Below are 25,928 nucleotides of genomic sequence, written 5' to 3'. Positions count from 1 at the left end.
CTCACAGGTTTACAAAAACAAACACAATGACTGATAAAGATTTTTTAAGCCTGCTGCAAAAGCATAATAAAAAACACAGTGGCAATATTCCGGACAAAGAATTGAGCCATCAGTTTATCGACGATATTTTTGATTTTTTGTTTGTACCCAAAACCGGCGTCAATCAAAAAGAAAGCGATCTTGAAAAAGGGTGGTTTTCCTTAAAAAGCCATTTAACAACATTGATATATGATGTGGTAAGTGATGGAAGCAAAGCCCAAAGCCTCTCGGATCAGTTCTTTAAGAAACTGCCGGACATCTATGAAACCCTTCAGAAAGACGCATCTTTTTTTGTAGCCAATGATCCCGCAGCGCTGAATAAAGAAGAGGTGCTGCACGCCTACCCGGGATTTTATACCATTGCCGTGTACCGTATCTCCAATGCTCTCTGGAAAGCAGGCATCCGGGCGTTGCCGCGTATTTTTACCGAATATGCACACAGTAAAACGGGTATCGACATTCATCCCGGCGCCTCCATTGGTGGTTCCTTTTTTATCGATCATGGGACAGGAGTGGTTATTGGTGAGACTGCGGTCATCGGCGAAAAAGTGAAGATCTACCAGGGCGTTACCATTGGCGCATTGAATTCTTCAAAAAACAAAAAAGATAAACGCCGGCATCCCGTTGTGGAAGACAATGTGGTCATTTATTCCGGCGCTACCATTCTGGGCGGCGAAACGATCATCGGGAAAGACAGCATCATTGGCGGTAATGCCTGGATCACGTTTAGCGTACCGCCCGGCTCACTGGTATATCATAAAAGTGAAGTAGTGGCAAAGCAAAATTTTTCTTATAAAGATTCCGTGGAAAAAATATTTAAAACATCAAACTGATCTCTACGGCTTATGATCCCCCTGCCTGTATACCACGATCTATGATCCATAAGCTATGATCAGCAACTATTAACTATTCAGTGAACAACCACACACATACAGACAACACCCCTGTAAAAGAAGGCAACAACCTTTTTCCGGTATTCTTAAAACTGGAAGAACTGAATTTGCTTATTATCGGAGGCGGCAATGTTGCATTGGAAAAATTGCAAGCCGTACTGGGGAACGCGCCTGGCACGCGGATCAACCTGGTGGGCAAAACGGTACTACCCGCAATAAAAGAATTACCGGCTCAATATACAGGTCTTCATATTGAGGAAAGGGGCTACACCCCCGAAGACATTCGCAATGCAGACCTGGTTATTGCTGCTGTAAATGATATCACAACCGCCAGAGAAATAAAAGCAGTTGCTGAAGAAGAGAAAAAATTGATCAACATCGCAGACAAACCGGAGTTTTGCGATTTTTACCTGGGTTCGGTTGTTAAAAAGGGGCATTTGAAAATCGCCATTTCCACCAACGGAAAATCCCCCACCATCGCCAAACGTTTGCGCGAAACGTTGACGGCAGCTATTCCTGAAGAGATGGACGAGCTACTGGATAACATGCAGAACATCCGCAATCAATTGTCCGGCAATCTGGATCACAAAGTAAAGGTACTGAATCATATTACGAAGGAGTTCGCGGTAAATGGTATTAACAGTGACGGGGAATATAACATTGATAACCCGCCGGAAAGTGAAGTGGTGGAAAGCGCAGCATTATTGGCCAGCGCCACCAGACGGAGTACCCCTTATTTGATCGGGATTGGTTTATTTCTGATCATTGCTTTTGCCGTTTATATTATTTATGCCTTTGGCTTTTCCGACAGCATCGTTCATTTTTTGAGCAAGGATAACCACTTGTTTTATTGGATGTTGCTGGTAGGTTTTTTGGCCGAGATCGTTGCCGGATCAATGGGAATGGGTTATGGCGTTATCTGTACTACCATTTTGTTGATGCTGAATGTGGCGCCACCTATTGTAAGCGCCAGCATTCACTCCGCCGAATCCTTTACCACCGCAGCCGGAAGCATCAGTCATTTTAAATTAGGAAATGTAAATAAAAAGCTGACCAAGGCATTAGCCATACCCGCCGTTATCGGGGCCGTTATCGGGGCTTTGACACTCTCTTATTTAGGGGAGCGGGATGCCCGGATCACCAAGCCGTTCATTGCCGCTTATACCTTGTATTTGGGCGTGCGCATTTTAATGAACACGTTTAACAAGAAAAAGAAAAAAATCACTTCGAAAAAAACAAACATCACCGCCTTAGGTCTGGCCGGTGGTTTTATTGATTCTTTTGGCGGCGGCGGCTGGGGGCCGCTGGTAACGGGCACGTTTATCAAAAACGGCAGAAGCCCCCGCTACGTAATCGGAAGCTCTACGGTAGCCAAATTTATTTTAACGCTTACCAGCGCCATTACGTTTGTTTTCACACTCGGTATTCAACATTGGAATATTGTAGCCGGCCTGTTGATCGGCGGTATTGTTACCGCTCCTTTTTCTGCTATGCTTACTTCAAAATTACCGACTAAAAAGATGTTCGTTGTAGTGGGAGTGCTGGTAATTACCATGAGTTTGATCACTATTTACAAGGCGGCTTTTTTATAAAGGCATCCTATCTACATAACGACACGAAAATTATGTATTCGGTTATTTACTGAAGCAGTTCCAATGGTCGAACAACATCACTGCTTAAACGCCGCCGATATTTAGTAACAGCCAGAGCCTCTCTGGAGCTGCTCTAAAACACCGATTTTATTCTTCTAACAATCTTCGAAATCTGCATCTGCATTCACTGTCTGTTTCATAATATTCGCAAATAACAACATTGCAAAAAAGACGTACATTAGCAAGTACAAGAGTCTTTAATATCATTAATAGCAGAAAAAAACATCATTTGCCCACAAAACAACTTGCTGCAAGAAGGAGTATAAAAATCAGTTTGGTTCTATCTCTTGCGTCTTTGAATCTGGCGGCCTTTACGCAAAGTAAGGCAGATTCCTTATTAAGTGGATACAGCGAAAAATATAAGCAGGAAAAGATCTCCTTAATACGGGACAAAGAGCAATACATATCCGGGGAAACAATTTTTGCAAAAGGATTTGTTTTTACGGGATATGAGCTGTCAGATATTTCGTCAAATTTATTTATTGAAATTCTCGACAAAAGGAAAAAAATTATTTCACAAAGTATTTCACCCATCTACAAAGGGGTGTCCGAAACAAGCTTAAAACTACCCGACTCCTTATCAACAGGGGTATATTATCTCAGAGCCTACACAAAACGGATGCTAAATTTTGACGAAAGATTCCAATACCTGAAGCCTGTAATTATTTACAATCCAAAAGAACATTACGCAATAGTTGCCGATACCAGTCAATGGAGTTTCACTGCAATGCCGGAAGCGGGAAAGTTAATTGATGGTGTTCCTTCAAAAATCGTTATACGTTTCTTAGGCTCAAAGATCAACATTAATAGTATCACCGGAACTTTATCGGATAAGACATCAAATAGTGTGCTAGCATCATTTCACCCGCTAGATCATAACGTAGCTCTTTGTAAGCTTACTCCTGCGTTCGGGCACATTTATGAAATCAGGCTGACAGATAGCTCAAAACGAGTACAAACACGAGTACTTCCAAACGTATCCGCTTCGGGAGTAGCAATGAGTATGGAACAAACGGATACTACCCTTACCTACACTATCAACTTCAAAAATATTCCGCAAAATCAAACTTTCAGATTAATTGGCACAAACAACTTCGATATTGTTTACAAAGCCAAAATAAGTAGCGTTGATACAATTTTCAGACGAACCTTTACAACGAAAAATATGGCAAAAGGCGTTGTAAGATTCTCGCTTTTTGACGATTCCTTTAATCTCAAGGCCGAGCGGTTATGCTTTCTGACTCCGGATAAACCTTCCGCACCTCAGCTAAATATTCTAAAGAAAAACTTAACCCCGCGCGGAGAAAATGAACTCGCTGTGAAACTGGATTCAAATACAATTTGTTTTATTGCCGCTATCGATGAGGGTACTGATGATGTTTCCCATGTTGATCTAATAAGTTCGTTATGGCTAACGTCTGATTTTATTGATGAAATTAAATCTCCATCAGAATATTTCCATAATGTAACCAACAACAAAAAAGAAGCAATTGACGCATTAATGATGAGCGAAAAATGGAGACGTTTTGATTGGGGCCAATTATTATCAGGCAACCTTCCTGATACACCGTTTCCGGATGATAATTACTTGTCCTACAACGGGCAAATATTGTACAAAAATAAGCCGGTCGAAAATGCCTCAGCAAACCTGATGTTTTATTTTGCAGATTCCTCCCGTCAGCTCTTTCAAATCAAAACAGACAAAACCGGGCACTTTCAATTAAATGGGTTGATATTTGAGGGAGCCGCTAGCGTAACTTGTTATTCAGGTGATAAAAAATTTGACAATAAACTTTTAAAGCTAACCCTGACGCGAGATTCCGGCGAAAAGCACTATCTATCACCACTCCCACAAAACAATTATATAACAACAACTTTAGACGAGCGCTTATCAGGCCAAATTTTACGAAGTGTCCAAACATTAAAAAATGTAGCAATGGCGCATGACAAAAGCAAACAATTGCAGGAAGTTATCGTAAGAGCAAAAGCAAAGTCTGCCACCCAGGAATTAGATGAACGATTAAGTTCGGGAAGGTTTTATAACCCCCGTGAAACGATATATGATTTTGTAAATAAAGATCAAAAAACAGGAGCGAGCACGGTTGCTCAATGGATCCGCGGCCGGGTACCGGGTGATGAAAAATCTTTTTCCTATTTTGTGAATGAATTTCAAGTTCAAAAGACAGATCTAGATATACCTGTTTCTGATGTTGCAATGATCAAAGTGCAGGGGAAAGGAGCTTCCCATCAAATATTCATTTACTTAAAAACAGGAGCAGCATTACAATCGGCAGGATACAGTACCAAAGCTGGTTCTATAGCTGTTGCGGGCTATGAAAAACAGAATTATCCCTTCGAAGCTCCGGCATTAACACATAATGAAGAAACCCTCGGAACGGATATCCGAAGTCTTTTATTATGGAGTGATTTTATGTTAACAGAAGGTGAAACAGCTATTGAGCATATAAAATTCACCAACAATGATCATCCAAAAAAAATTAAAATATCAGTAATAGGATTGTCCAATTCTATCCCCTTTTCTTTTCATAGAATCTTATTGTAGGGATTCTCTATACTGTTTGTATGGCTATAACTTTTCAACTAATTTATAAGACGATAGCTATGAAAATGGGGCCTGGCAGCATTTTAAAACATCTCAGGAAACAGATCAAAAACACGAGCCGTTAAATTTTATTATCCTACTTTTTTGGTAGACTAATATCGCCGCCCTATATTTGCACTCTCAATTGAAAGCATGGACACAGTACAATTTAACAATCATCATCGAATTATGTGTAGTGGCACTATGCACCCCGCAGCAGCCTGTTGTAGCAGCCGCTCCTGATCAATCCCTTTTTTTACTTAATTAGTCTACTAATTTAGTAGACAAAATAATTATATATTTTATGTCTCACTTTAAATCAAACTCCATTTCCTTATACCTTTTGCTAACAGGTTTTTTTCTAATAAATAGTTTTGCGGTTCGGGCCCAGGAAGCCAATATCCTTCAGATAACCGGTCGCATAACAGACGATCAGAAACACGAATCACTGGCCGGAGCCAGCATCCAGATCAAAAACACCAATGAGGGCACTACCACCGATTCTCTGGGTAACTTTACCCTGCGCACAAGGGCACGGATCCCTTTCACCCTGGTTATTTCGTCTGTTGGCTACGATGCGCGGGAAATTACTGTAAAGGGCACCGGCTCCAATTTAAATATTGCATTAACCACGCGCACGGTCCTGGGTAATGAAGTGGTAGTGACCGCTTCCCGCGTGTCGGAAAGTATTTTAAAATCTCCTGTGGCCATTGAAAAACTGGACATCCGGGCCATAAAAGAATCTGCAGCGCCGGGCTTTTATGATGCACTGGAAAATGTAAAAGGCGTGCAGATGACCACTTCGAGCCTCACGTTTAAAGTGCCTAATACCCGTGGTTTTAATATCCCCAATAATTTTCGCTTTATGCAATTGGTGGATGGAGTAGATATGCAGGCGGCTACATTAGGCGTTCCGCTGGGCAATGCTATCGGCCCCACAGAACTGGACATTCAAAGCGTGGAGATCACGCCCGGGGCGGCTTCCGCGCTTTATGGAATGAATGCCATCAACGGTATGGCCAACCTCCTTACCCGGAATCCGTTTACCAGCCAAGGGCTGAGTGTTTACCAGAAGATTGGGGTGAATCATGTAGACGGGAAAGATCATTCCCCCGCTGCGTTAACCGAAACAGCGCTCCGGTATGCAAAAGCAGTCAACAACAAATTTGCATTTAAACTCAATTTTGATTACCTGCAGGGTACGGATTGGATCTCCAACACGCGACTGGATCAAAATCCCAATAACCTCAAAAGCGCCAACCCGGGCTTTCCTTCATTGGACGGCGCTGCCAATGCGGCTTTTGATGGCTGGAACAAATATGGCGACGATGCGCTGGCAGGCAGCAATGTGGTGTCCATTGGCGGTTTAACCATTGATGGAAAAACCAACCAGACCCTGCGGGTGGCCAGAACGGGTTACTGGGAAACCGACCTCGTTTCCCCGCAGGTAAAAAATATAAAATTCGACGGGTCGTTGCATTATAAACCTACTGATAACTCCGAGCTCTCCTATACCTATCGCGTGGGTAGCATGGACGGTGTGTTCCAACGCGGTAATAAAGTAAGGCTGCAGGGCGTTATGGTGCAGAACCATGCCCTGCAGTTTAAGAACAAAAACTTTTCCTGGCTCTCCTATCTTTCTATTGAAAATACCGGAAGTTCCTATAACGTAAAGCCCCTGGCCGATAACCTGGATCTCTACAGCGGCGGAGCTTCCGATACAAAAACACCCGCCAGTTGGGGCACTAAGTATAAAAATGCGTTAACAGCATACGGTACGTCACACGGAGGTTTAACGGCATCCAACCTGGCAGATGCAACCGCCTATGCCCGCCAGCAGGCGGATGCAGGCCGCGCCGTTCCCGGAACGCCTTATTTTGATTCCTTAAAAAACGTAATCACAAAAATTAATAACTGGGATATAAAATCCGCTTCCATCCCCGACGCGCCGGTAACCGGGGGAGCTGCCCTGATACAAAAAAGTAAGCTCTATCATACAGAAGCCCAGTGGGACCTTTCTTCGAAAATAAAGGTGTTCAATTTACTGGTAGGCGCGGATGCCCGCATCTATGCAGTGATACCGGACGGTAATAACTTCGTTGATTTCAGCCGGCCTATTGCCGACCGTAACAAACCCCTGCCCGACGGCAGCTTTGGGAAAGACGTGCTCTATAAAAAATTCGGCGGCTTTGCCCAGGCAACAAAAACCCTGCTTGGGGAACGGCTGAAATTGTTCGGATCCCTGCGTTATGATTATAACCCCGAATTTGATCCAAAGATCACGCCCCGCATTGCTGCCGTTTATACCGCCAATCAAAAACACAATTTCCGCGTAACCTATCAGCAGGGATACCGCTTCCCCGCATTGTTTGAAGCGCTTTCCTTTGTAAACAACGGTCGGGTAAAACGTGTGGGAAGCTTGTCCTATATCAATGACGGGTTGGGCTATCTCGAAAACAGTTATACGCAACAATCGGTTATCAATTTTAATGCGGCGGTAAGCGCCCAGGGCAATACCGACGCAGCGGCCTTAGCCAACCGCGCACTATTGGTTCCGGCAAACCTGCCCAAAGCAGCGCCGGAAAAAATAAATTCGGTTGAGGTGGGTTATAAAAGCATCTTATTTGATAACAGGGTTGTGGTAGACATCGACGCTTATACCAATACCTACTACGGTTTTTTAGGACAGGTACAGGTTTTTGTTCCCAAAGGTGCAACCATCGGCTCTGATGCAGCCGTGCTGGCGATGCTCGATCGCAACCGGGACGCTACCACGACCACCGTTACTACAGCCGCCAGCAATGGGCAGGACCGCTACCGGGTGTATACCAATGCGAAAAATAAATATATTAACTACGGGTCCTCTTTAGGCATCACCTATAGCCTTCCCCACCATTTTCTTTTGAAAGCAAACGCCAGCTATAATAAAATGAAGGCGAATAAAACCGATGACATCTTTATTACAGGCTTCAATACGCCAGACTGGACCACCAACCTCACCTTTGGAAACAGGGAACTATTAAAAAACATGGGCTTTAATATTACCTGGCGCTGGCAAAACGCCTTCCTGTGGGAAAGTCCTTTAGTAACCGGAGGCATCAGCGCTTTTAATACTGTTGATGCACAAGTGAACGTTCGTATTCCTAAGTTAAAAGCAACAATAAAATTAGGGGCAAGCGACCTGCTGAACCACCGCTACCTGCAATATGCCGGCGGCCCAACACTTGGTGGGCTGTATTATACCACCATCACTCTGGATAACATATTAAAATAATAAAAAATTATTAACGAATGTTCATTATAAAATCTTATACCATATCGGCAGACGAGAAACCTGCCCCTTCCGTTCAGGCGGACGATAAACCTGCGCTTCTCACGTTTGCCTCCCGATAGCTATCGGGATGGCATTTCACGACTGATTGAACACGAATTCCTGGAATAAATTTTTCATCCATACAGAGCAATCAAAAAAGCCCTGCTGTTTTTACGGCGGGGCTTCTTTATAAAAAGTTTTAATTAAACCATTTACAATAAGATCTGTCTGATAGTTGTATTTTTGACAATTCCGACCTCTGATAATAGATACGATGAAAAAAATTTTGATTGCTTTATGTGCTTTATGGATCGTGCAGGGACTAACGGCACAGTCAAAAACGCTGTATATTGATCCTTCCAAAACGATGGGGGCGCCTGCTGCGAAACTCTTTGATGATATGCAGTTTATTCCACTGCAAACAACAAAGAAAAGCATTTTCGGCGCTATAAAGAAGCTGGTAGTGACCCATGATTATTTTATCATTCTGGATGGAGATACCAATGCCATTTATTTTTTTACTAAAGCGGGCTCCTTTGTTTACAAATACAAAATAAAAAGGTTCCGTATTCAGGATATACAACTGGATCACTCCAAAAATGCATTGCTCATCTTTAGCCTCAATAAAAATTACAATGTTCCATCGGTTAAAATACAAGCGTACCTGGATGCCGATTCCCAAAAAGACATTTCCCGGTATGTAAAAGCAACTTATTTTTTCCTGGATAATGTTCTTGCAGCAAAAACACAGGAGATCAAAGATTTTCGGTATGCCTTTACGAACCCGGTCCTGTTTGACGGAAATAGATTCGCGACCAGTTTTATCAAAGCCCAAAAAAACAGCAGGGACACACTGGATTACCAGTTAAAAATCATCAACAACAAAGAATTGCTGCAAACCTATTTGCCCTACAATAAACAATCAGAGTCCATTTTTTATTTCTCCGGGGCTGCGCAATGTACCATTATGCCAACGCATAACGATTCCGTTTTGCTTATCACCCGTCCCTTCCGGTACGAAATATATACCCTTACGCCAACTGAATTAAAGGAAGATTACAAATTAGTTTTGCCGATCGACAATGCAGTTCCCGCCTCCTTTTTTACCCAGGATTTCAAAAGCCGCGGGGAAATGGATATGTACAAAATGGAGCACTCCTCCTATGCCAGCCAGATCGATAATGTGATCCAGTTCAGGAATCTTTTGTTTTTTAACCTGCGGCTGTTTAATGGCTATAACCGGTATGTATTTGACAATAAACTGGAGCTTATTTATGATTATAATAAAATCTCATCGGATAGCTCCACCTGCTATTTACCCCTATACGGAACCACGATAAAAGGGTTCGATAAGGAAAACATTTATCTGAGCCTTCCTGCAAAATCTGTGCTCAATGTAAAGAACAGCATACAGAGCAGAACGCCCCAATGCACCAACGCCGCTTTAAATAAATTCCTGGAAAATGCCAGGGAAGCAGACAACCCTGTAATAATCCAATTAAAACCCAAGGAAGGACTGTGAAGCAACTAAGAAACCTACTCCTGTCGCTGTTACTTTTATTACCCGTTACCCTACTCGCCCAAAAAGGCGTGGTAAAAGGTATTGTTGAAGATTCCCTGCACAGTTTTGCCTTGCAGTCAGCAACGGTGACCGTTTATAAAAAATCAGATTCAGCATTGCTCAATTATCAGATCTCCAATAACCAGGGAGAATTTAATATTGGCGATTTGCCGTTGAACACGTTGCTCCTCGTTTCCGTAAGCTATACCGGTTATTTGGATTTCTCCAGAGAACTGCGACTCGATTCACTAAAAAGTTTATACGATTTCAAAAAAATAAGCCTGCTGAGAGATACCGCCAAACGCCTGGACGAAGTAGTGGTAAAAGCGGTAGTGCCGGTTAAAATGAACGGCGACACGCTCGAAATAAATCCAGGCGCGTTCAAGCTGGATTCATCGGCGGTGGTGGAAGATATGCTGCTAAGAGTGCCGGGCGTAACGATGTGGAGCGATGGAACGATTACCGTAAATGGGAAAAAAGTAAACAACGTTTATGTAGACGGCAAGGCCTTTTTTGGCAACAGCCCGGAAATGGCCACCCAAAACCTTCCCAAAAATGCTATAGAAAAAATACAGGTATACAAGGAAAAAGACTACAGCAAACAAGACCTTACCAATACGGATCTGGACTCAACGGTTACCATGAATATCAAATTGCGCCCCGATAAAAAGAAGGGCTATTTTGGAAAAGTAACTGCCGGAATAGGAACAGACAATCGCTATGAAGGCGACCTTTCTTTACAGCTTTACGATAAGAAAAATAAGATCGGCATTGCCGGGAACCTGAACAACACCAATAAAACGGTGCAAAATGTTCAGGAAGCCATGCAAAACAATACCTATCGGTCTTACAACCGCCGGAACTTTGGCACTCCCAACGCAAATCAGAACGGCCTCAACACGGTTAATTATTTCGGGGCCTATGCACAGCATAGTTTTAATGAAACCACCAATTCAAGATTCGACAACTCTTTAAACGGGGACTATAATTTGCGGGAGACCAAGGGCAATGTAACCAACAACAGCACTACGGTTCAAAAAGTGCCGGACCCGGTTAGCCCCTTTACGCTTACTACCTACAACAACCAGCACAACCTCAGCAATACCTTGTACCAGTCCGTCAACACGGGTTACAATAACCGCAAGCGGGCCACCTCCTTTTCGTTAAACGCCAGTTATAACTGGACCAATAGTAATACCGCTTCCACCGGCGCCACCCATGCCTTCAGAAATGATACGCTCGCTGCCAGTAACGGGCTCAACAGCACGGTGGCACAGTCACGTTCAAATAATATGAACTTCAATGGTTACTTCAATAATAACGACTATGATGAAGGGATCAATAAGAAAAGTTTTTCAACCAACTATTCGGTTGCATACAGCAACAGCCAAAGCGACAGCAAAAGGATAACGGAGTTTGAATCATTGGTGGATAGCATCTATACAGATAAATACGACCGGAAATACCACAATGAAAATTCCAATTTCACTACTAACATCGGGTTGAACTATAACGGCCTCCGCTCGCTGCTTTTCGGAAGCTATAATTTCTGGAACATTAATATCGGGTTAAGAAATAATTTCAAATACAATAAATCTGACCTCAATGCCAATGTAGCCGACCGGGATACGCTTACCAATACCTACAAGCTCAATGACACACTAACCAATAATAACTCAGTAGTGAATATTGAAAACCGGCCGGGTATCAGCTTCTTTAAAACGGTTACCAGGTTCCTTTCCGACCGGTACTATAAAAGTCTGACCGCCCGGGTGGATCTGCAGGATCAGATCGTGTTTCAAAAGAACACCTCCACTTTAAGTTACCGGAATATTGAGCGCAACTATAGTTTCTTTACGCCGGCGGCCTCCCTTTATTACAGTTATAACCGGTTTAACAAATATAACTTCAGCCTTGGGCTGAACCGGAACAGCAGCGCTACCGCCCCAACGATTGATCAACTGTACCCGATCATCGACAACATCAATAAGTATAATACGGTTATCGGCAATCCTTACCTGAAATCAGCTTTTGGCAATACCTATAATCTTAATTCGAACTACAACACACAAAAGTTCAATGAAAAAAACACGTATACGGCCGGGCTTAATTTGGGCTATACCAATGTAAAGAATTCTATTTCTGACAGTAGTTTTCTTAATAAAAACGGCGGTCGTAAATCCTATCTCATTAATATTGATAACCGGCAGTCTTACAGCGCGTCCCTTAACGGCAGCGCCTCCTTCCGCGTAAAAAAGAATATGTTCCAGGTTCGTTATAACGGCGGGTATAATGCTACAGCCGCCTATCAATACCTGAACACCAAAAAAGCTCCTTTTAAAAATGAAAACATCAACAACTCGTTAAACCTGTTTTATAGTGCACTCGAGGTTTTTAATATTACCATTGGCCAATCGCTCTCCAATAACAATACCGTGCAAACGGATACCCTGGGTCAGAAGTCCCAGTTAAAATCAAAAACCTACAGCACGCGGGCGAACTTCAATCTCACCGTACCAAAAAATTTTATGCTGAGCAGTAATATCAATTACCTCAACAATATTTCTGCCACTAATCAATCGGTGAAGGCCACCATCTGGAATGCGTCGGTAACCTATCGTTTTCTGAAAATGAAAACGGCGGAAGTGAAATTCTCCGTATTCGACATTCTGCATCAGAATAAAAACATCGACAATTTTGCCAATAACAATATGGTGCGGACCACCATCTCAAACGGCCTGCAGCAATTCTATATGCTATCGCTAACCTACTATCCAAGAAAGTTTGGCGGAAAGGCAAAGGGTGGCAACAAAAGAGCTGGCAACCAACAGCAGGGCAGCATGGGGCCATCATCAGCGCCAAAAGGCATGAGGGGCATGGGTGGCGGCCAGGGGCGGTTCCGGCGATAGGAGTCTCTTTAAATAAAACCACAGAGATAACGGAGGATTCAACCAGATGGCTCAACACTTTGGCATTAGAGCTCAATATCAGGTAGGAAATAATGGGGGTTTTATGCTTGTTTATGGCATTATGAAATGCCACGAATTCCAGCGCCCCTGCGGGAATGATTTCCAATGACAACCAAGCGTCGCTATTACTGTTATTTTATTTAACCGCCAAGACGCTAATAAATTAAAAGCCTCGCGGCTTCGGCCTTAGCGCTTTTTGATTCGTGTCTGTTCTTGAAAAACGAGCATCAGATAATTCATTCGTGCCTGCCCGCCCGGTTCAGGCGGGTATTTGTGGCAGCTTAAAATTTATAGCTCAGTTGTCCTACTCCTGTTTCGTCAACTTTTCCGAATTCTCAGCGAACTGCAGCTTATCAATAAACTCCTGGATCTCGCCATTCATAAAAGCATCCAGGTTGTAGGAGGTCAGGTTAATACGGTGGTCCGTAACCCGGCCCTGCGGGTAGTTGTAAGTTCGTATCTTGGCACTGCGGTCGCCGGAGCTTACCAGGCTTTTCCGGTGACGGGATATTTCTTCTTCTTGTTTGCGTACCTGCTCTTCATATAATTTGGTGCGCATCATCTGCATCGCCTTTTCGCGGTTACCCAACTGGGTACGTTCGGTCTGACAAATAACCACGGTTCCCGTTGGAATATGCGTCAGCATCACCTTGGTTTCCACTTTATTTACGTTCTGGCCGCCGGCGCCCCCGCTCCGGGAAGTTTCCATCTTCACCTCGCTTTCCTTCAGTTCAAAATCGATCTCCTCGGCTTCGGGCATCACAGCAACGGTGGCCGCCGAAGTGTGTACCCGGCCCTGCGTTTCCGTATTGGGCACGCGCTGCACCCGGTGCACGCCGCTTTCAAACTTCAAGGTGCCATATACATCATCGCCCGTCACCTCCAGTTGCACTTCTTTGTAGCCGCCTACCGTTCCTTCACTTTCGCTCAGCACGGCCGTTTTAAACCCATGCCGCTCGCAATATTTAATATACATCCGCAACAGGTCACCGGCAAACAGGCTGGCTTCATCACCACCCGTTCCGGCGCGCACCTCCATGATCACATTCTTCTCATCCTGCGGGTCTTTCGGGATCAGCAATTGGCGGATATGGCTTTCCATTGCCTCCTTTTTTTCCTCCAGGCCGGTAACCTCTTCCTTCGCCAGCTCGCGCAGCTCTTCATCATCGCCGTTCAGCGCCTCCTTATTAAAGGCCAGGTCATCCAGCAATCCTTTATAATCATTATAAGCAATAACGATCTTTTCCAGGCTGCGGTACTCCTTACTGGTTGCCGCAAATTTTTTATTATTGCCCACAATTTCAGGGTTCGTCAGGGCAACCCCCAATTGATCGTACCGCGCTTTTATAGCTTCCAGTTTATCTAACATCAGAAAAGTTTATTTTTGAACCCGACAACTATCGGAGGGGCGCAAAGTTAGCTAAAAAGAGGGGTATTTATTGAATACCGGCAGCAGAATATATGGCGGCTTCCTGGAGCCTGTCCCGCCCAAAAGCGGGATCGCAAGCTCTTCAGCAACGGAATATAGGGGAGCTGATTAAGCAATAATTAGCCGGAAATACGGAAAGATCTTGTTTTTTAATTACCGCTTGCCCGCCTTCCCGGCAAAAAATATGTTTTAATGAACTTTATAAAATTAACGGCAGATAGAATTTTCGACGGATATGGCTTTAAAGAAAATTCCGTTTTAATAGTAACCAACGACGGCACCATAGAAGCAGTCGTTCCCACTGCCGAAGCCGGCGACGCTATTAAAAAAGTAAACGGACTATTGAGCCCGGGTTTTATCAATTGCCATTGCCACCTGGAACTAAGCCACATGAAGGGAATGATTGAAGAACATACCGGACTGTTAAAGTTTGTAAATCAGGTGGTTAGACAAAGAAACACCCATCCGGAGCAAATTCCAACAGCCATTGAGCAGGCGGAAGCGACGATGCTCAAAAACGGGATCGTTGCCGTGGGCGATATTTGCAACACCACCGATACCCTTTTCCAAAAAGCAAAACGCAAGCTCTATTATCATAATTTTATAGAGGTCATCGGGTTTGAACCGGCACAGGCGGCAGAAAATTTTCAAACCTATAAAAAGGTTTACGACGATTATCAGCAGGTGTTCCATCCCCGCCAGCTTTCCCTAACCCCACACGCACCTTACTCGGTTTCAACACCCCTTTGGAAGCTGTTGAGCGATTTTCCGGGCAACCACTTGCTCAGCATTCATAACCAGGAAACTGCCGATGAGGATGAATGGTTCCGCAGCGGCGCCGGGGGTTTTAAAGATTTATATGAACGCCTCCAATTGCAACAGGCGCCGGTGATGCCTTCTGGCAAAACAAGCCTGCAAACCTATGGTGCTTATTTAAAAAGAGAACAGCAGTTATTGTTCATTCACAATGTTTTTACCACTGCTGCAGATATTCAATACGCCAAAAGCCGCTTCCCTGCGGCGTTCTGGTGCTTGTGCCCCAATGCCAACTATTATATCAGCAACCTGCTACCCGATATCCCGATGTTTATAGAACAACAAGCCTCCCTTGTTTTGGGAACGGATAGCCTGGCCTCCAACTACGACTTAAATATCTGGAGCGAGCTGCTGCGCATACAGAAACATTTCCCGCAGCTCACCATCGACCAGATGCTGCCCTGGGCTACCATCAACGGAGCAAGAGCGCTTAAAATTGATCATCTGTACGGCAGCTTTGAAAAAGGGAAAAAGCCTGGGGTGGTACAGGTGGCGGGCAACGAGATCACCAGGATTTATTAAGGTTACAGGTCGCAAGTCTCAAGTTTTAGGTTCGGGCGTTTAGCATTTTGCGTTCTGCATTATGCGTTGAGCGTTGATCATTCTCACGCTCTCACGCTCTTCGAGACTTGTAGTCTCGAAGCCTTATTCTATCGCTTTTAGCGATAAAAAATCGGTCTACCGCAGGATCTCCCTCAGCACCGGCAACGATTTCAATCGCCCAAAATCCGGTATATGCAGGGAATAATACTGTTCCATCGCCGCCAGTATATGCCCGCGCACAGACGCGTTTATTTGTATTTCTACCAGTTCTTCCGGTCGTCGCACCCGCAGTAGTTCGGCTACCACCTGCGCATAGCGGGCTTCCAGGTAAAACGGATGCGCCGGCAAAGCGATTGTAAAAACGCCATCCCGGAGGTCAAACAATGCGTCAGCCTGTTCCCCTGCCTCCTGCCGGTGCCTTGGCATAAACCCAAAAAAGTTCGTCAGGTGCACGGCAAAGAACACGGGAAAATTAGCCATAACTGCATCAGAACAATCGTTTAAGTGATTCCAGCTATCTTCAATAAAAGCAAAAAGATCGGGATTGTTTTCAGGCTCTTTCAGGCAATTCGTCAGCAACTCCGTCATGTATAAGGCTACGCCATTCTTTAATACATCAGTAAACAGGTGGGCATGAACGGCCACCCATTTATATTCTTTAATACGGTTCAGTTGTTTAAACTCGTTATAATAAACCACCAGGTCCAGCAATGCCGCAGGCTGAAAAAAATTGGCCTTTGTATTTCCCTTTTTTGAAACGGTACGAACGCCATTAACCAGATACGATTGCAAGCCAAAAAGCTCGGTATAAACCGAAACGATCACACTGGTTTCCCCGTATTTAACCGTTTTCAGCACAAGCCCTTTTGTTTTATGCAACAGATCTGTCAATTCGCCTTACCATTTTATGCATTGCAAGGTAGGTTTTTTACAACCGGGGAATGCAGGAATAGTTCAAATTATTAACAATTAACATATTAAGATAAAGTATTCGTTATCAAAATATTGAAGCTGAATGCGCAACGCTCAATGCTGAACGCTCAACGCGAAACGGATCTCCGATTGACCATTGACTATTGACTATTTGGTTGTCGTTTGGAAACTTCCATTATTGAAACCCAATCTGCTTTTACATTTCTTATTCAAAATTTCTTATGCTGTGTTTCCCAGAATCCCGCATCCAACGTCCAGCATCCAAAAACCTGCAACCTGTAGCCAAATTGATAATTGGTGCGTCCCAAACCGTCTATTTTTTGTTTCTTTGCAGCTCATTTTAAAGCATTGGAGTCCTATGTGGAAGCGTATCGGCAGTTTTATTCTTAAAAACCGCGTCATTCTTTTAATAATACTGGCAGTTGCAACCGGAATAGCAGGATATTGGGCCAGTAAAGTCGGTTTAAGCTATGAGTTCTCAAAAGCCATACCCACCAATAACCCCGTAAATATTGCCTACCAGGAATTTAAAAAGAAGTATGGCGAAGATGGTAATATGCTGGTAGTGGGCATTCAGACCGACCAGCTTTTTTCAGAAAAAATATTCAACCGGTATCAGCAGTTACAGGCGAACTTAAAAAAAGTACCGGGGGTGGAAGATATCATCAGCGTGCCCAATGCCATAGCGCTGGTAAAAGATGTTGCATCACAAAAACTAACGGTTCACAAAATATTCCCCTCCGGGGCACTCACCCAGGCGCAAATCGATTCCGGAGCCGGCGCCTTTCAGAATTTTCCATTTTACCAGGGATTTCTTTACAACCCGGCAACACATGCCTACCTGATGGGGTTGCGCATGAACAAGCAGGTTATCAACTCCGGTGCCCGTGACGCTGCAATTGCGGCGGTAAAAAAAGAAGTAGCTGCCTTCACTGCAGCCACCGGCATTGATGTGAAACTAAGCGGCCTGCCTTATATACGCACCGTCCTGGCCGCCCGTATCGCGCATGAAATGCGCTATTTCTTAATTGCGTCCATCGTGCTTTCTGCTGTCATCCTCCTCTTGTTCTTCCGTTCCTTCAGCTCCATGCTGTTATCACTTTCCGTGGTGATCATAGGAGTGCTATTCAGCATGGCCACCATGCATTTATTTGGATACAGTATTACCTTATTAACCGCACTGATACCACCACTCATTGTGGTCATCGGCATTCCTAACTGTATTTATTTCCTTAATAAATTTCATACCAGTTGGAGCGAGTTAACAGAAAACCTGTCGGATGCAACCATCCGGGCTAATAATAAAACGCTTAAAATGCAGGCGCTGGAGCATATGGTGAGCAAAATGGGGGTGGTTACCTTATTCTGTAACCTGGCCGCTGCCGTGGGTTTTGCCGTATTTGCGCTCACCAAAAGCGAGATCTTACAGGAATTTGGCGCCGTTGCCGGGATCAATATCATGCTGCTCTTTTTTATCTCCTTATTGCTGATCCCCGCAGTGCTCAGCTTTCTTCCCGCACCCAAAACCAGGCATACAAAATATTTACACAACGCCCGTCTAAACCGGTGGCTGGACCGGCTGGAAAAATGGTCCATTCACAACCGCAAAACCATATATGCTGCAACGGTAATCATTCTGGTCGTTGCCACTATGGGCATTTTCAGATTGCAAAGCAATGCGCATATGGTGGATGATGTACCGCAAAACGATAAAATTTACACAGACCTGAAATTCTTCGAGCGGAATTTTAAAGGAGTGATGCCGCTGGAGATCCTGGTAGATACCCGCAAAAAATTTGGCGTTACCCGTAATTTTAATAATCTGGTTAAAATTGATTCTTTAGCGCAATACCTGGCGTCACAGCCCGAAATAGCACGTCCCTTAAGCATTACAGAGGGTCTGAAATTTGCAAAACAGGCTTTTTATGAAGGCGATAGCACCAATTATTCAATGCCATCGGAATTTGACCTCCCCGGATTGGCCGAATACCTCAATATGAATAATAGTCCCGCTACAGGCGGCAAAACCGGTTCTACTTTCACAAAACTATTGTCCAGCTTTATGGATAGCAGCCGCCAGGAAGCCCGCATCAGTGTAAACATGGCAGACGTGGGATCGCACAAACTTCCGGGACTTATGGACGGTATAAAAAAACGGATCAGCGAATTGTTCCCGCCGGATAAATACAAAGTAACCCTCACCGGCACCACCATTACCTTCCTTGAAGGAGGACAATTTATTATCAATGGATTAAAGGAAAGTATTCTTTGGGCCTTCCTGCTGATCGCATTGTGTATGCTTTACCTGTTTAAATCAGTCCGTATCCTGTTCTGTTCGCTGATCCCGAATATCATTCCATTGGCGATTACCGCCGGTGTTATGGGATGGGCGGGCATTCCGCTAAAACCCAGTACGGTCCTTATTTTCAGCGTTGCCTTAGGTATTGCCATCGATATTACCATCCGCTTTTTGGTAAACTACAAACAGGAATTGCCCAATCATCAAAACCAGATAGAAGCCACCGTGGTGCAAACCATTCATAGCACCGGTATTAGTATTTTGTATACCTCTATGGTGTTGATAGCCGGGTTCATTATCTTTTGCTTCAGCAATTTTGGTGGTACCCAGGCCCTGGGCTGGTTAACCTCATTAACATTGATCACCGCCACTTTTACCAATCTGATTTTGCTGCCGGCACTGCTGATCAGCTTCTCAAAAAAGCAGCAGGGGAAGCGGTAAGAGGGTAAAACAATACCACATTTGACCAGCGAGGCATTGTTGTTTTTTTGCTTCACCTGGCCAGCGGATGTATCGGTTAACTTAGACTAATAATGAACAGGTATCAAAATTATCATAATGGACTTATGGATTCTCCTTCATTGTGATCAAAGCAGGCGGGGTGCTCGTTAGCTAAGAGCAATAGCAGGCCTGGGCTTGCTTTCGAAATGGATTGTGCCGATGGCAGTCAATCTCCTATATTTGGCTCATTACTTCGGAATAAATTCCGAAGTTACCTGAAGAACGCAAGCCTCTGGCTTTCTGTCACATTGAGCATATGATTAAACTAGTTGAAACCTCCAGTCAGTAAACGTTGAAGAGGCGTAGCCTCGGTTTAATGGGTTAACAAGGAACTTTAGTTTCTTGTTAAAAGCGCGCAACTAAAAGTAGAGAGCCATCGGCTCGGCCTATAAGTTGATCCTGCAGCGATACCCCATTAGTCAATCAGCATCACAAGTATTTTAATAAAATTGATACCGGTTTATTAAATAACTCAGCATGACAGCGTTTCTTAATGTTTAATTGGAATAAGAATCAGTTGCAGCCGTTGTCAATATTCTTTTATCACTCCGCTTCTGACTATAAAATTTTAACTCAATGTGTTTGTATGTCAGGGAAGACACAAAATAAATTAACAGATAGTTGAGTATAAACAAATAAGAATATGCCGTTGGCGGAAATTTTAAGATCCGGATGAATAATACGTTAAACAGGCTGATGAGCAATGCGTGGGTCATGTAAATGGAATAAGAATATTTACCAACTTTTCCAAGGACTTTTATCTTTTTCATCCCCCCGGATATAAACCCTTTCTCAAATGAAAATATATAAATGCACAAAAAAAATATCAGCTCATATATTAGCCCAACGGGTTTTAATAATGTACCATAATAGATACTTAAACAAACCAATACCAGCGCTACCGTTTCTGCAACAGAAAAGAAAACACCCGAAACCTTAAACATAAATTCTTTTGTTCGCAGAAAAAAAAGAAGACAAAGCAATCCGGTAAAGAACCCTATAATACCACGCAGAAAACCATAATCAAAAGTGTAATTCAGTTTAATCCCTTTAGTGATATAAATAAATGAAAAAGTTGCCAGCAACAATATTATAGAATAGGCAACGGCCCGCATCTTATAAAACTTAGGTTTATTGATTGCAAGCAGCAGCCAACCAAATATAAAATAGGCCGCCATTTCGGCGCTGATAGACCAACTGGGGATATTCCAACTCACATCCTTTACATGAAAAACGGGAAATGAATTGAGCAAAAACAGAGAAGAGATGAACGTGTAGAGATTATTTTCCGAATGAAGATTGTTTACGTGTATTTTATTCGCCAAAAGGTGCTTGGCGACTTCCATCATCAAAAATGCCAGCAACATCACAAAATGCAGCGGGTAAATGCGTAGTACTCTTTTCTTAAAAAATTTGCCTAACTCCTTTGTGGATGCAAGGTGTTCATAACTATAACCAATTACAAATCCGCTAAGTACAAAAAAGAAATCTACAAACATATCGGAGTTGTATACGAATCCGTTATTAATGATCGCCGTTTGGCTAAATGCACTTAGATGGTAGAGAAATACAAAAGACGCGAACAAGCCGCGAAAAATGTCCAATACTTGAAAACGATATTTCATTCAGGATATTTAACTTTTCAAATTTAGGGAGTTTGTAACTAAAAAATAGGGCGCTGAAATTTTAATGCGCAAATTATCATAATGAACCGGCATCAAAATTATCATAATGAGCGTAGGCTCCCCGCTCCCATTGCTATTAATTGGGTATGGCGGCAGACAATTGAGAAAACAGGCAGGGTTCCTGCAGCCCGGCATTATTTCCAAACTCAAATGGATCGTGCCGATGGTACTTAATTCTCGGCTCAGCTCTTCAATCCCGAATTTATTCCGGATTTGCCTGATGAACAAGCCCCTGACTTTCCGTGGCATAAGGAATGTCATTGTACCGGACCAGAGCTCACCCCACCAATGAACATACAAGAGGCGTGGCCTCGGTTTAATAGGTTAACAAGGGCCTTCAGTTCCTTATTAACCTGTGCGTAAGTAGAACCAGAGAGCCATAGGCCCGTCCGACCGGTCTATCCGGGCGGGCCCGGCTTATATATCGGTCCGGCAATACTATCCTTTGCAATCAACATGCCCATGGGTTTTTAATAAAATTGATGGCGGGTTATTATCAATCTGTTAAACCGCTAATGGATGCGTTTGCCCCATAAAAAGCGACCCCGCAACTGAAATCAGTGCGGGGTCGCTATATCTGTAGTATTTTAACCGGTTATTTTTTTGCCGGGGTCTTCGCCGGAACTTTTGCCGGAGCTTTAGTACCACTTGCCGGAGCTGCACCACCGGCAGGAGCGCCAGCGCCCTGGTCAACCTTAATGCCCAGCTTTTGCGCTACAGCAAGAGAAATATTATCTGCTTCCGGTGCAACAATAAAGGCGCCTATTTGCAAAACATAGGCATACCCTTTTTCTTTTGCTACGGCTGTAATGGCCTGGTGCACTTTGTTATATAAAGGCGCTAATAGTTGTTGTTGCTTTTGCTGGTTAAGTTCGCCTGCAATCTGCTGCCAGCCCATTAAAGTATTCTGTATTGGCGCCATCTCTTTCTCAAGTGTAGCTTTAACGGATGCCGATGTTTTAGCATCTTTGTAGACGCTGTCCTTATCATGTAATTCTTTCGACAAACGGGTATATTCACCGCCGATTGAATCTTGTTGAAATGTTTGCATTGTCTTTTGCACAGTCTGTATTTCAGGCAGGCTATACACCAAACCATCCATATCCACGGCGGCGATCTTTTGTGCTGAAGCCGATAAGCCTGTGATAACCAACCCTGCTGCTAAAGCAAGAACTTTTATTCTTTTCATTTACTTTTTTTTGTTTGTCCGTTCCATTGTTGCGGGCGGGACGGGTTTATAATTTTTGTTGTTTGTTTATGATGATTGAACCAAAGGAAGCGTTGCCTATTTTCCTGTCAATAATTTCAGCACAGCGTCACTTTTATCCAATTTTGGGTCGGCAAATATAATAGATTTTCCCTCACTTTTATCCAAAACCAAATCATAGCCGTTATCCATAACCAATTTCTGTACCGCTCTGTTTACCTTCTCCTGCAGGGGCTGCATCGCCTCCTGGCGTTTCTTAAACAGGTCGCCTTCAAAGCCAAAGCGCTTCTTTTGCAGATCCCGCAATTCCTTTTCCTTATTAAAAAGATCGGCTTCTTTCTTCTTCCGGGCATCTGCACTTAGCATACTTTGCTGGGAATCATATTCATCATAAGCCTTATCCAGGATGGCTTGTTTGCTGTCGATCTCTTTTTGCCAATCCGCAGCGGCCGCATTTACTGCTGTCTGCACCTGTTTATATTCCGGCATTTTATCAAAAATATAACGGGTGTCAATAATAATATATTTCTGAGCGGTGGCTGATGTCGCAAATGCAGCTAATGCAATAAGCAGCGTAAACAGTTGTTTCATATACAAATACAATTTTCTATAAAAAATCGTTAAAAGGAGGATTATTCCGGCTCAAACCCAAGCATAAAGGTAAACTTACCGGCGTTTTTAAGCCCTTGTCCGGGTGCGAGGCGATCCAGCCCGATACCATAGTCAAACCCAAGCAAACCAAACATCGGCAGATAAAAACGCATACCCAAACCAGCAGCCCGGCGCAGGCGGAAGGGGTTATAGTCCTTATAATCGCGCCAGCCATTTGCCGCTTCAAAGAACGCCAATCCGTAGATAGTACTGCTGGGGTTTGTAACCAGCGGATACCGCAACTCTGCCTGGTATTTATTAAAGATAGTAAACAGGTTATTATAGATGCTGGAGCTTCCGTTATCCGGATTTACACGAGGGTCCGAGTTGGTAAAGATCGGGTAACCGCGCAAGGCAATGATGTCAAACCCTGTTAAGGAATAAGTGGTATTCATGCCCGCGTCACCCAACTGGAAACGCTCAAATGGTGAGTAATCCAGGTTTTTGTTATACCGGCCCATAAAACCGTATTTGGCTGCCAGCTTCAATACAAACTGCCGGTTTTTATCATCGCCTTTAGGCCGTCCCAGCGGAACATACCAGGTGGCGCCAAAACGCCATTTATGGTATTCTACATTTTCATACTCCCTCCCTGCTTTATATGAGCCACCCCATAAAGAATACGGAGGTGTGGCCTGCACGCTTGCCGTCAGCTCACTACCACTTCTGGGGAAGATAGGATCCGATACGGAATTGCGGGTAAGCATAATCTTAAAGCTCAGGTTATTGGATTTACCGGTCTGAAACGGCAATCCGTACTGCAAGCCCATATTCCTCACATCATATCGCGTAAAAGAAGCGATGTAGTTGATCGTGAAAAAGTCATCGGGCCATTTCAATTGTTTACCCAAACCAACGCTAACGCCGTTAACGGTTAAGGAAGAAGTATCAGAGAAGATATAACGGTTGGTACTATAGTCATACCCACCCATGTGGTACTTACTGTTATTATAGGATATCGTCAGCGAATTCCTTTTCTTTCCGCCCAGCCAGGGTTCTGTAAACGAGGCGTTGTAAGAGCGGTAAATTTTACCGTTCGACTGAACGCGCAGGCTCAGCTTTTGTCCATCCCCCACGGGCAACGGATCCCAGGCTTCTTTTTTCCAGATATTACGGATGGAAAAGTTATTGAAGGTTACCCCCAGGGTGCCGGTCAAACCAATACCGCCGCCCCATCCGGCGGAAAGCTCCAACTGGTCGGAGGATTTTTCTTTCAGCTTCCAGTTAATGTCAACCGTTCCATCCGCCTGGTTGGGCACCGGTTGCGGATTGATCGATTCCTGTTCAAAAAAGTTCAGGGTATTCAGTTCACGGATAGAGCGCATCAGGTCGGTCCGGCTGAACAATTCACCGGGGATCGTCCGCAGTTCCCGGCGGATCACATGGTCCTTGGTGCGTTCATTCCCCATGATATTTACGTTCTTGATGCGGGCAATAGGGCCTTCAACCATACGGATCTCATAATCGATAGTGTCGTTATATATCTTTGTTTCCCAGGGAGTTATATTAAAGAAAAGATACCCCTTGTCATTATACAATGTGGTAATATCATACTGATCCTGGCTGGGCTCAAGCCCCAGGCGCTTGTTCAGAATGGTAGCGTTATAAATATCGCCTTTATTGATCTTAAGTATTGCGTTCAGCACCGTATCACTAAACTCTTTATTTCCCTTCCAGGTGATGTTCCCAAAATAGTATTTATGTCCTTCCATTACCTTCAGGTCCACATACATTTTGTTATTCTGGATCACCTGGGTATCGGCAAGGATCTGGGCATCGCGGTAGCCCTTGGAGTTAAAGTACTTCAGCACTTTATCCTTATCCTCATCATATTTCTTCGGATTGAATTTGGAGGAGCTGAAAAATTTAAACCGGAAATACGGATCCAGTACTTTTAAGGTTTTGGTGCCGGTTAAAAAGCCCCAATCCTTCATATATTCATTAAAGGAATAGATCTGCTTGGGACCATAAGGGCTTACATAAGAAGAAGGATACAGGGACATCCGGGTCATTTCCTTGGTGCCCTTCATCTGCTTTTTCAGCTTGGCCGACTCAACATTATCATTGCCAAAAAAGTTAATTTCATCAATTTTTACTTTCTTGCCTTTGTCTATTTTAATAGTAAGCGCGCTGGAGTTTTTATAAACGGGATCAGGTGTTTCCACCAGCGTCGTATTGATATCATAAAAACCTTTTTCTTCAAAATAGGTTTTTACCACCTGTTTAATATTTTGCCGGGTATTTTCGGAGAGGATCGATTGTTTTACCAGGCCGATCTTCTTTGTCAGTTCCTCGATTTCTGTTTTTTTAACCCCCTCAAACTTAAAGCTTCCCAGGCGCGGGCGCTCCAGGATGGCTATTTCCACTCCTACTTTATCATTATCAACACTGGTAATATAAACTTCCACATTGGCGAAAAGCTTTTGTTTCCAAAGGTTATTGATAGCACGGGCAAAAATATCAGAACCGGGATATACAAACTTTTGCCCTTTTTGGAGCCCCGCAACTGATAAAACAATAGTAGAATCCAGATAAGTTACACCGGTGATTTTTACATTAGACAGCGTATATTCTTTTTGTTGTGAGCTTTGAAGAAATTCCTCAATCCTCGGATCAACCGAAGTTACCGGAGTAGAATCAACCTGTGAAAAAGCATGATTAGCCGCAAAAATAGATATAGTTACAATGCAAATTCTGTAAATAAAAAAGCGCATATAAAGGTTAAAGTATTACGGTAATCAATTTTGTTGTGCAAAGCAGGAGTCTACCAATTTCTCATTCAACCCTTCCACCCCATTGCGGCGGCAAATTAACGGTAAAATTTGGAAACTGTAT

Annotated in this window: 14 protein-coding genes; 8 read left to right on the top strand and 6 right to left on the bottom strand. The window is 43.7% G+C overall.

Annotation, left to right across the window (positions count from 1 at the left end; genetic code table 11):
* Positions 1–26: 26 nt before the first annotated feature.
* The 6 genes from NIASO_RS16820 (at position 27) to NIASO_RS16795 (ending at position 12,969) form a co-directional block, all read left to right on the top strand.
* On the top strand, positions 27–872 hold the full coding sequence (locus NIASO_RS16820) for a serine O-acetyltransferase (RefSeq protein ID WP_008587896.1): 846 nt from the start codon (positions 27–29) through the stop codon (positions 870–872).
* 80 nt (positions 873–952) lie between these two features.
* Entirely contained in the window at positions 953–2,524 is a 1,572-nt protein-coding gene (locus tag NIASO_RS16815) for a TSUP family transporter (RefSeq protein ID WP_008587895.1), read from the top strand.
* Positions 2,525–2,744: 220 nt separating this feature from the next.
* On the top strand, positions 2,745–5,147 hold the full coding sequence (locus tag NIASO_RS16810) for a hypothetical protein (protein WP_008587893.1): 2,403 nt from the start codon (positions 2,745–2,747) through the stop codon (positions 5,145–5,147).
* A 343-nt stretch (positions 5,148–5,490) separates the two neighbouring features.
* Entirely contained in the window at positions 5,491–8,460 is a 2,970-nt protein-coding gene (locus NIASO_RS16805) for a TonB-dependent receptor (protein WP_008587890.1), read from the top strand.
* Between the two features lie 313 nt (positions 8,461–8,773).
* Positions 8,774–10,021: a 6-bladed beta-propeller gene (locus NIASO_RS16800; RefSeq protein ID WP_008587886.1), complete on the top strand. Its 1,248-nt coding sequence runs from the start codon at positions 8,774–8,776 to the stop codon at positions 10,019–10,021.
* Positions 10,018–12,969, top strand: a complete 2,952-nt coding sequence (locus NIASO_RS16795; RefSeq protein WP_008587884.1) for an outer membrane beta-barrel protein — start codon at positions 10,018–10,020, stop codon at positions 12,967–12,969. The genes NIASO_RS16800 and NIASO_RS16795 overlap by 4 nt, the downstream gene beginning before the upstream one ends.
* A 364-nt stretch (positions 12,970–13,333) precedes the next feature.
* Here the strand turns inward: NIASO_RS16795 and prfA are convergent, their stop codons facing one another.
* The gene (gene prfA / locus NIASO_RS16790) at positions 13,334–14,398 is read right to left on the bottom strand and encodes a peptide chain release factor 1 (protein WP_008587882.1); all 1,065 of its coding nucleotides are present in this window, start codon (positions 14,396–14,398) and stop codon (positions 13,334–13,336) included.
* A gap of 252 nt (positions 14,399–14,650) precedes the next feature.
* On the opposite strand from prfA, the gene NIASO_RS16785 reads away from it, so the two are divergent.
* Complete coding sequence (locus tag NIASO_RS16785; protein WP_008587880.1) at positions 14,651–15,796, top strand: amidohydrolase family protein; 1,146 nt, start codon at positions 14,651–14,653, stop codon at positions 15,794–15,796.
* A 156-nt stretch (positions 15,797–15,952) separates the two neighbouring features.
* Here the strand turns inward: NIASO_RS16785 and recO are convergent, their stop codons facing one another.
* Positions 15,953–16,708, bottom strand: a complete 756-nt coding sequence (gene recO / locus NIASO_RS16780) for a DNA repair protein RecO (protein WP_008587878.1) — start codon at positions 16,706–16,708, stop codon at positions 15,953–15,955.
* 400 nt (positions 16,709–17,108) lie between these two features.
* On the opposite strand from recO, the gene NIASO_RS16775 reads away from it, so the two are divergent.
* Positions 17,109–19,490, top strand: a complete 2,382-nt coding sequence (locus tag NIASO_RS16775; RefSeq protein WP_008587877.1) for an efflux RND transporter permease subunit — start codon at positions 17,109–17,111, stop codon at positions 19,488–19,490.
* A gap of 557 nt (positions 19,491–20,047) precedes the next feature.
* Here NIASO_RS16775 and NIASO_RS16770 read toward each other — a convergent pair.
* The 4 genes from NIASO_RS16770 to NIASO_RS16750 all read right to left on the bottom strand — a co-directional run bounded on the left by NIASO_RS16770 (position 20,048) and on the right by NIASO_RS16750 (position 25,807).
* A complete protein-coding gene (locus NIASO_RS16770; protein WP_008587875.1) occupies positions 20,048–21,175 on the bottom strand; it encodes an acyltransferase family protein in 1,128 nt (375 codons plus the stop codon).
* 655 nt (positions 21,176–21,830) lie between these two features.
* Positions 21,831–22,424, bottom strand: coding sequence for an OmpH family outer membrane protein (locus NIASO_RS19800; protein ID WP_008587870.1), 594 nt, complete (start codon positions 22,422–22,424; stop codon positions 21,831–21,833).
* A 96-nt stretch (positions 22,425–22,520) separates the two neighbouring features.
* A complete protein-coding gene (locus NIASO_RS16755; protein WP_008587868.1) occupies positions 22,521–23,033 on the bottom strand; it encodes an OmpH family outer membrane protein in 513 nt (170 codons plus the stop codon).
* Between the two features lie 41 nt (positions 23,034–23,074).
* A complete protein-coding gene (locus NIASO_RS16750; RefSeq protein WP_008587866.1) occupies positions 23,075–25,807 on the bottom strand; it encodes a BamA/OMP85 family outer membrane protein in 2,733 nt (910 codons plus the stop codon).
* Positions 25,808–25,928: the final 121 nt, after the last annotated feature.

It is taken from the genome of Niabella soli DSM 19437, from assembly GCF_000243115.2.
GTDB classification, from domain to species: domain Bacteria; phylum Bacteroidota; class Bacteroidia; order Chitinophagales; family Chitinophagaceae; genus Niabella; species Niabella soli.
Note: the sequence above shows the minus strand (reverse complement) of the source record. Positions and strands in the feature narration are given on the sequence as shown.

Coding starts and splice junctions, on each gene's coding strand:
- NIASO_RS16775 (WP_008587877.1), top strand. CDS start 17,109: ATGTGGAAGCGTATCGGCAGTTTTATTCTTAAAAACCGCGTCATTCTT.
- NIASO_RS16820 (WP_008587896.1), top strand. CDS start 27: ATGACTGATAAAGATTTTTTAAGCCTGCTGCAAAAGCATAATAAAAAA.
- NIASO_RS16770 (WP_008587875.1), bottom strand. CDS start 21,175: ATGAAATATCGTTTTCAAGTATTGGACATTTTTCGCGGCTTGTTCGCG.
- prfA (WP_008587882.1), bottom strand. CDS start 14,398: ATGTTAGATAAACTGGAAGCTATAAAAGCGCGGTACGATCAATTGGGG.
- NIASO_RS16750 (WP_008587866.1), bottom strand. CDS start 25,807: ATGCGCTTTTTTATTTACAGAATTTGCATTGTAACTATATCTATTTTT.
- NIASO_RS16805 (WP_008587890.1), top strand. CDS start 5,491: ATGTCTCACTTTAAATCAAACTCCATTTCCTTATACCTTTTGCTAACA.
- NIASO_RS16785 (WP_008587880.1), top strand. CDS start 14,651: ATGAACTTTATAAAATTAACGGCAGATAGAATTTTCGACGGATATGGC.
- NIASO_RS19800 (WP_008587870.1), bottom strand. CDS start 22,424: ATGAAAAGAATAAAAGTTCTTGCTTTAGCAGCAGGGTTGGTTATCACA.
- NIASO_RS16800 (WP_008587886.1), top strand. CDS start 8,774: ATGAAAAAAATTTTGATTGCTTTATGTGCTTTATGGATCGTGCAGGGA.
- NIASO_RS16755 (WP_008587868.1), bottom strand. CDS start 23,033: ATGAAACAACTGTTTACGCTGCTTATTGCATTAGCTGCATTTGCGACA.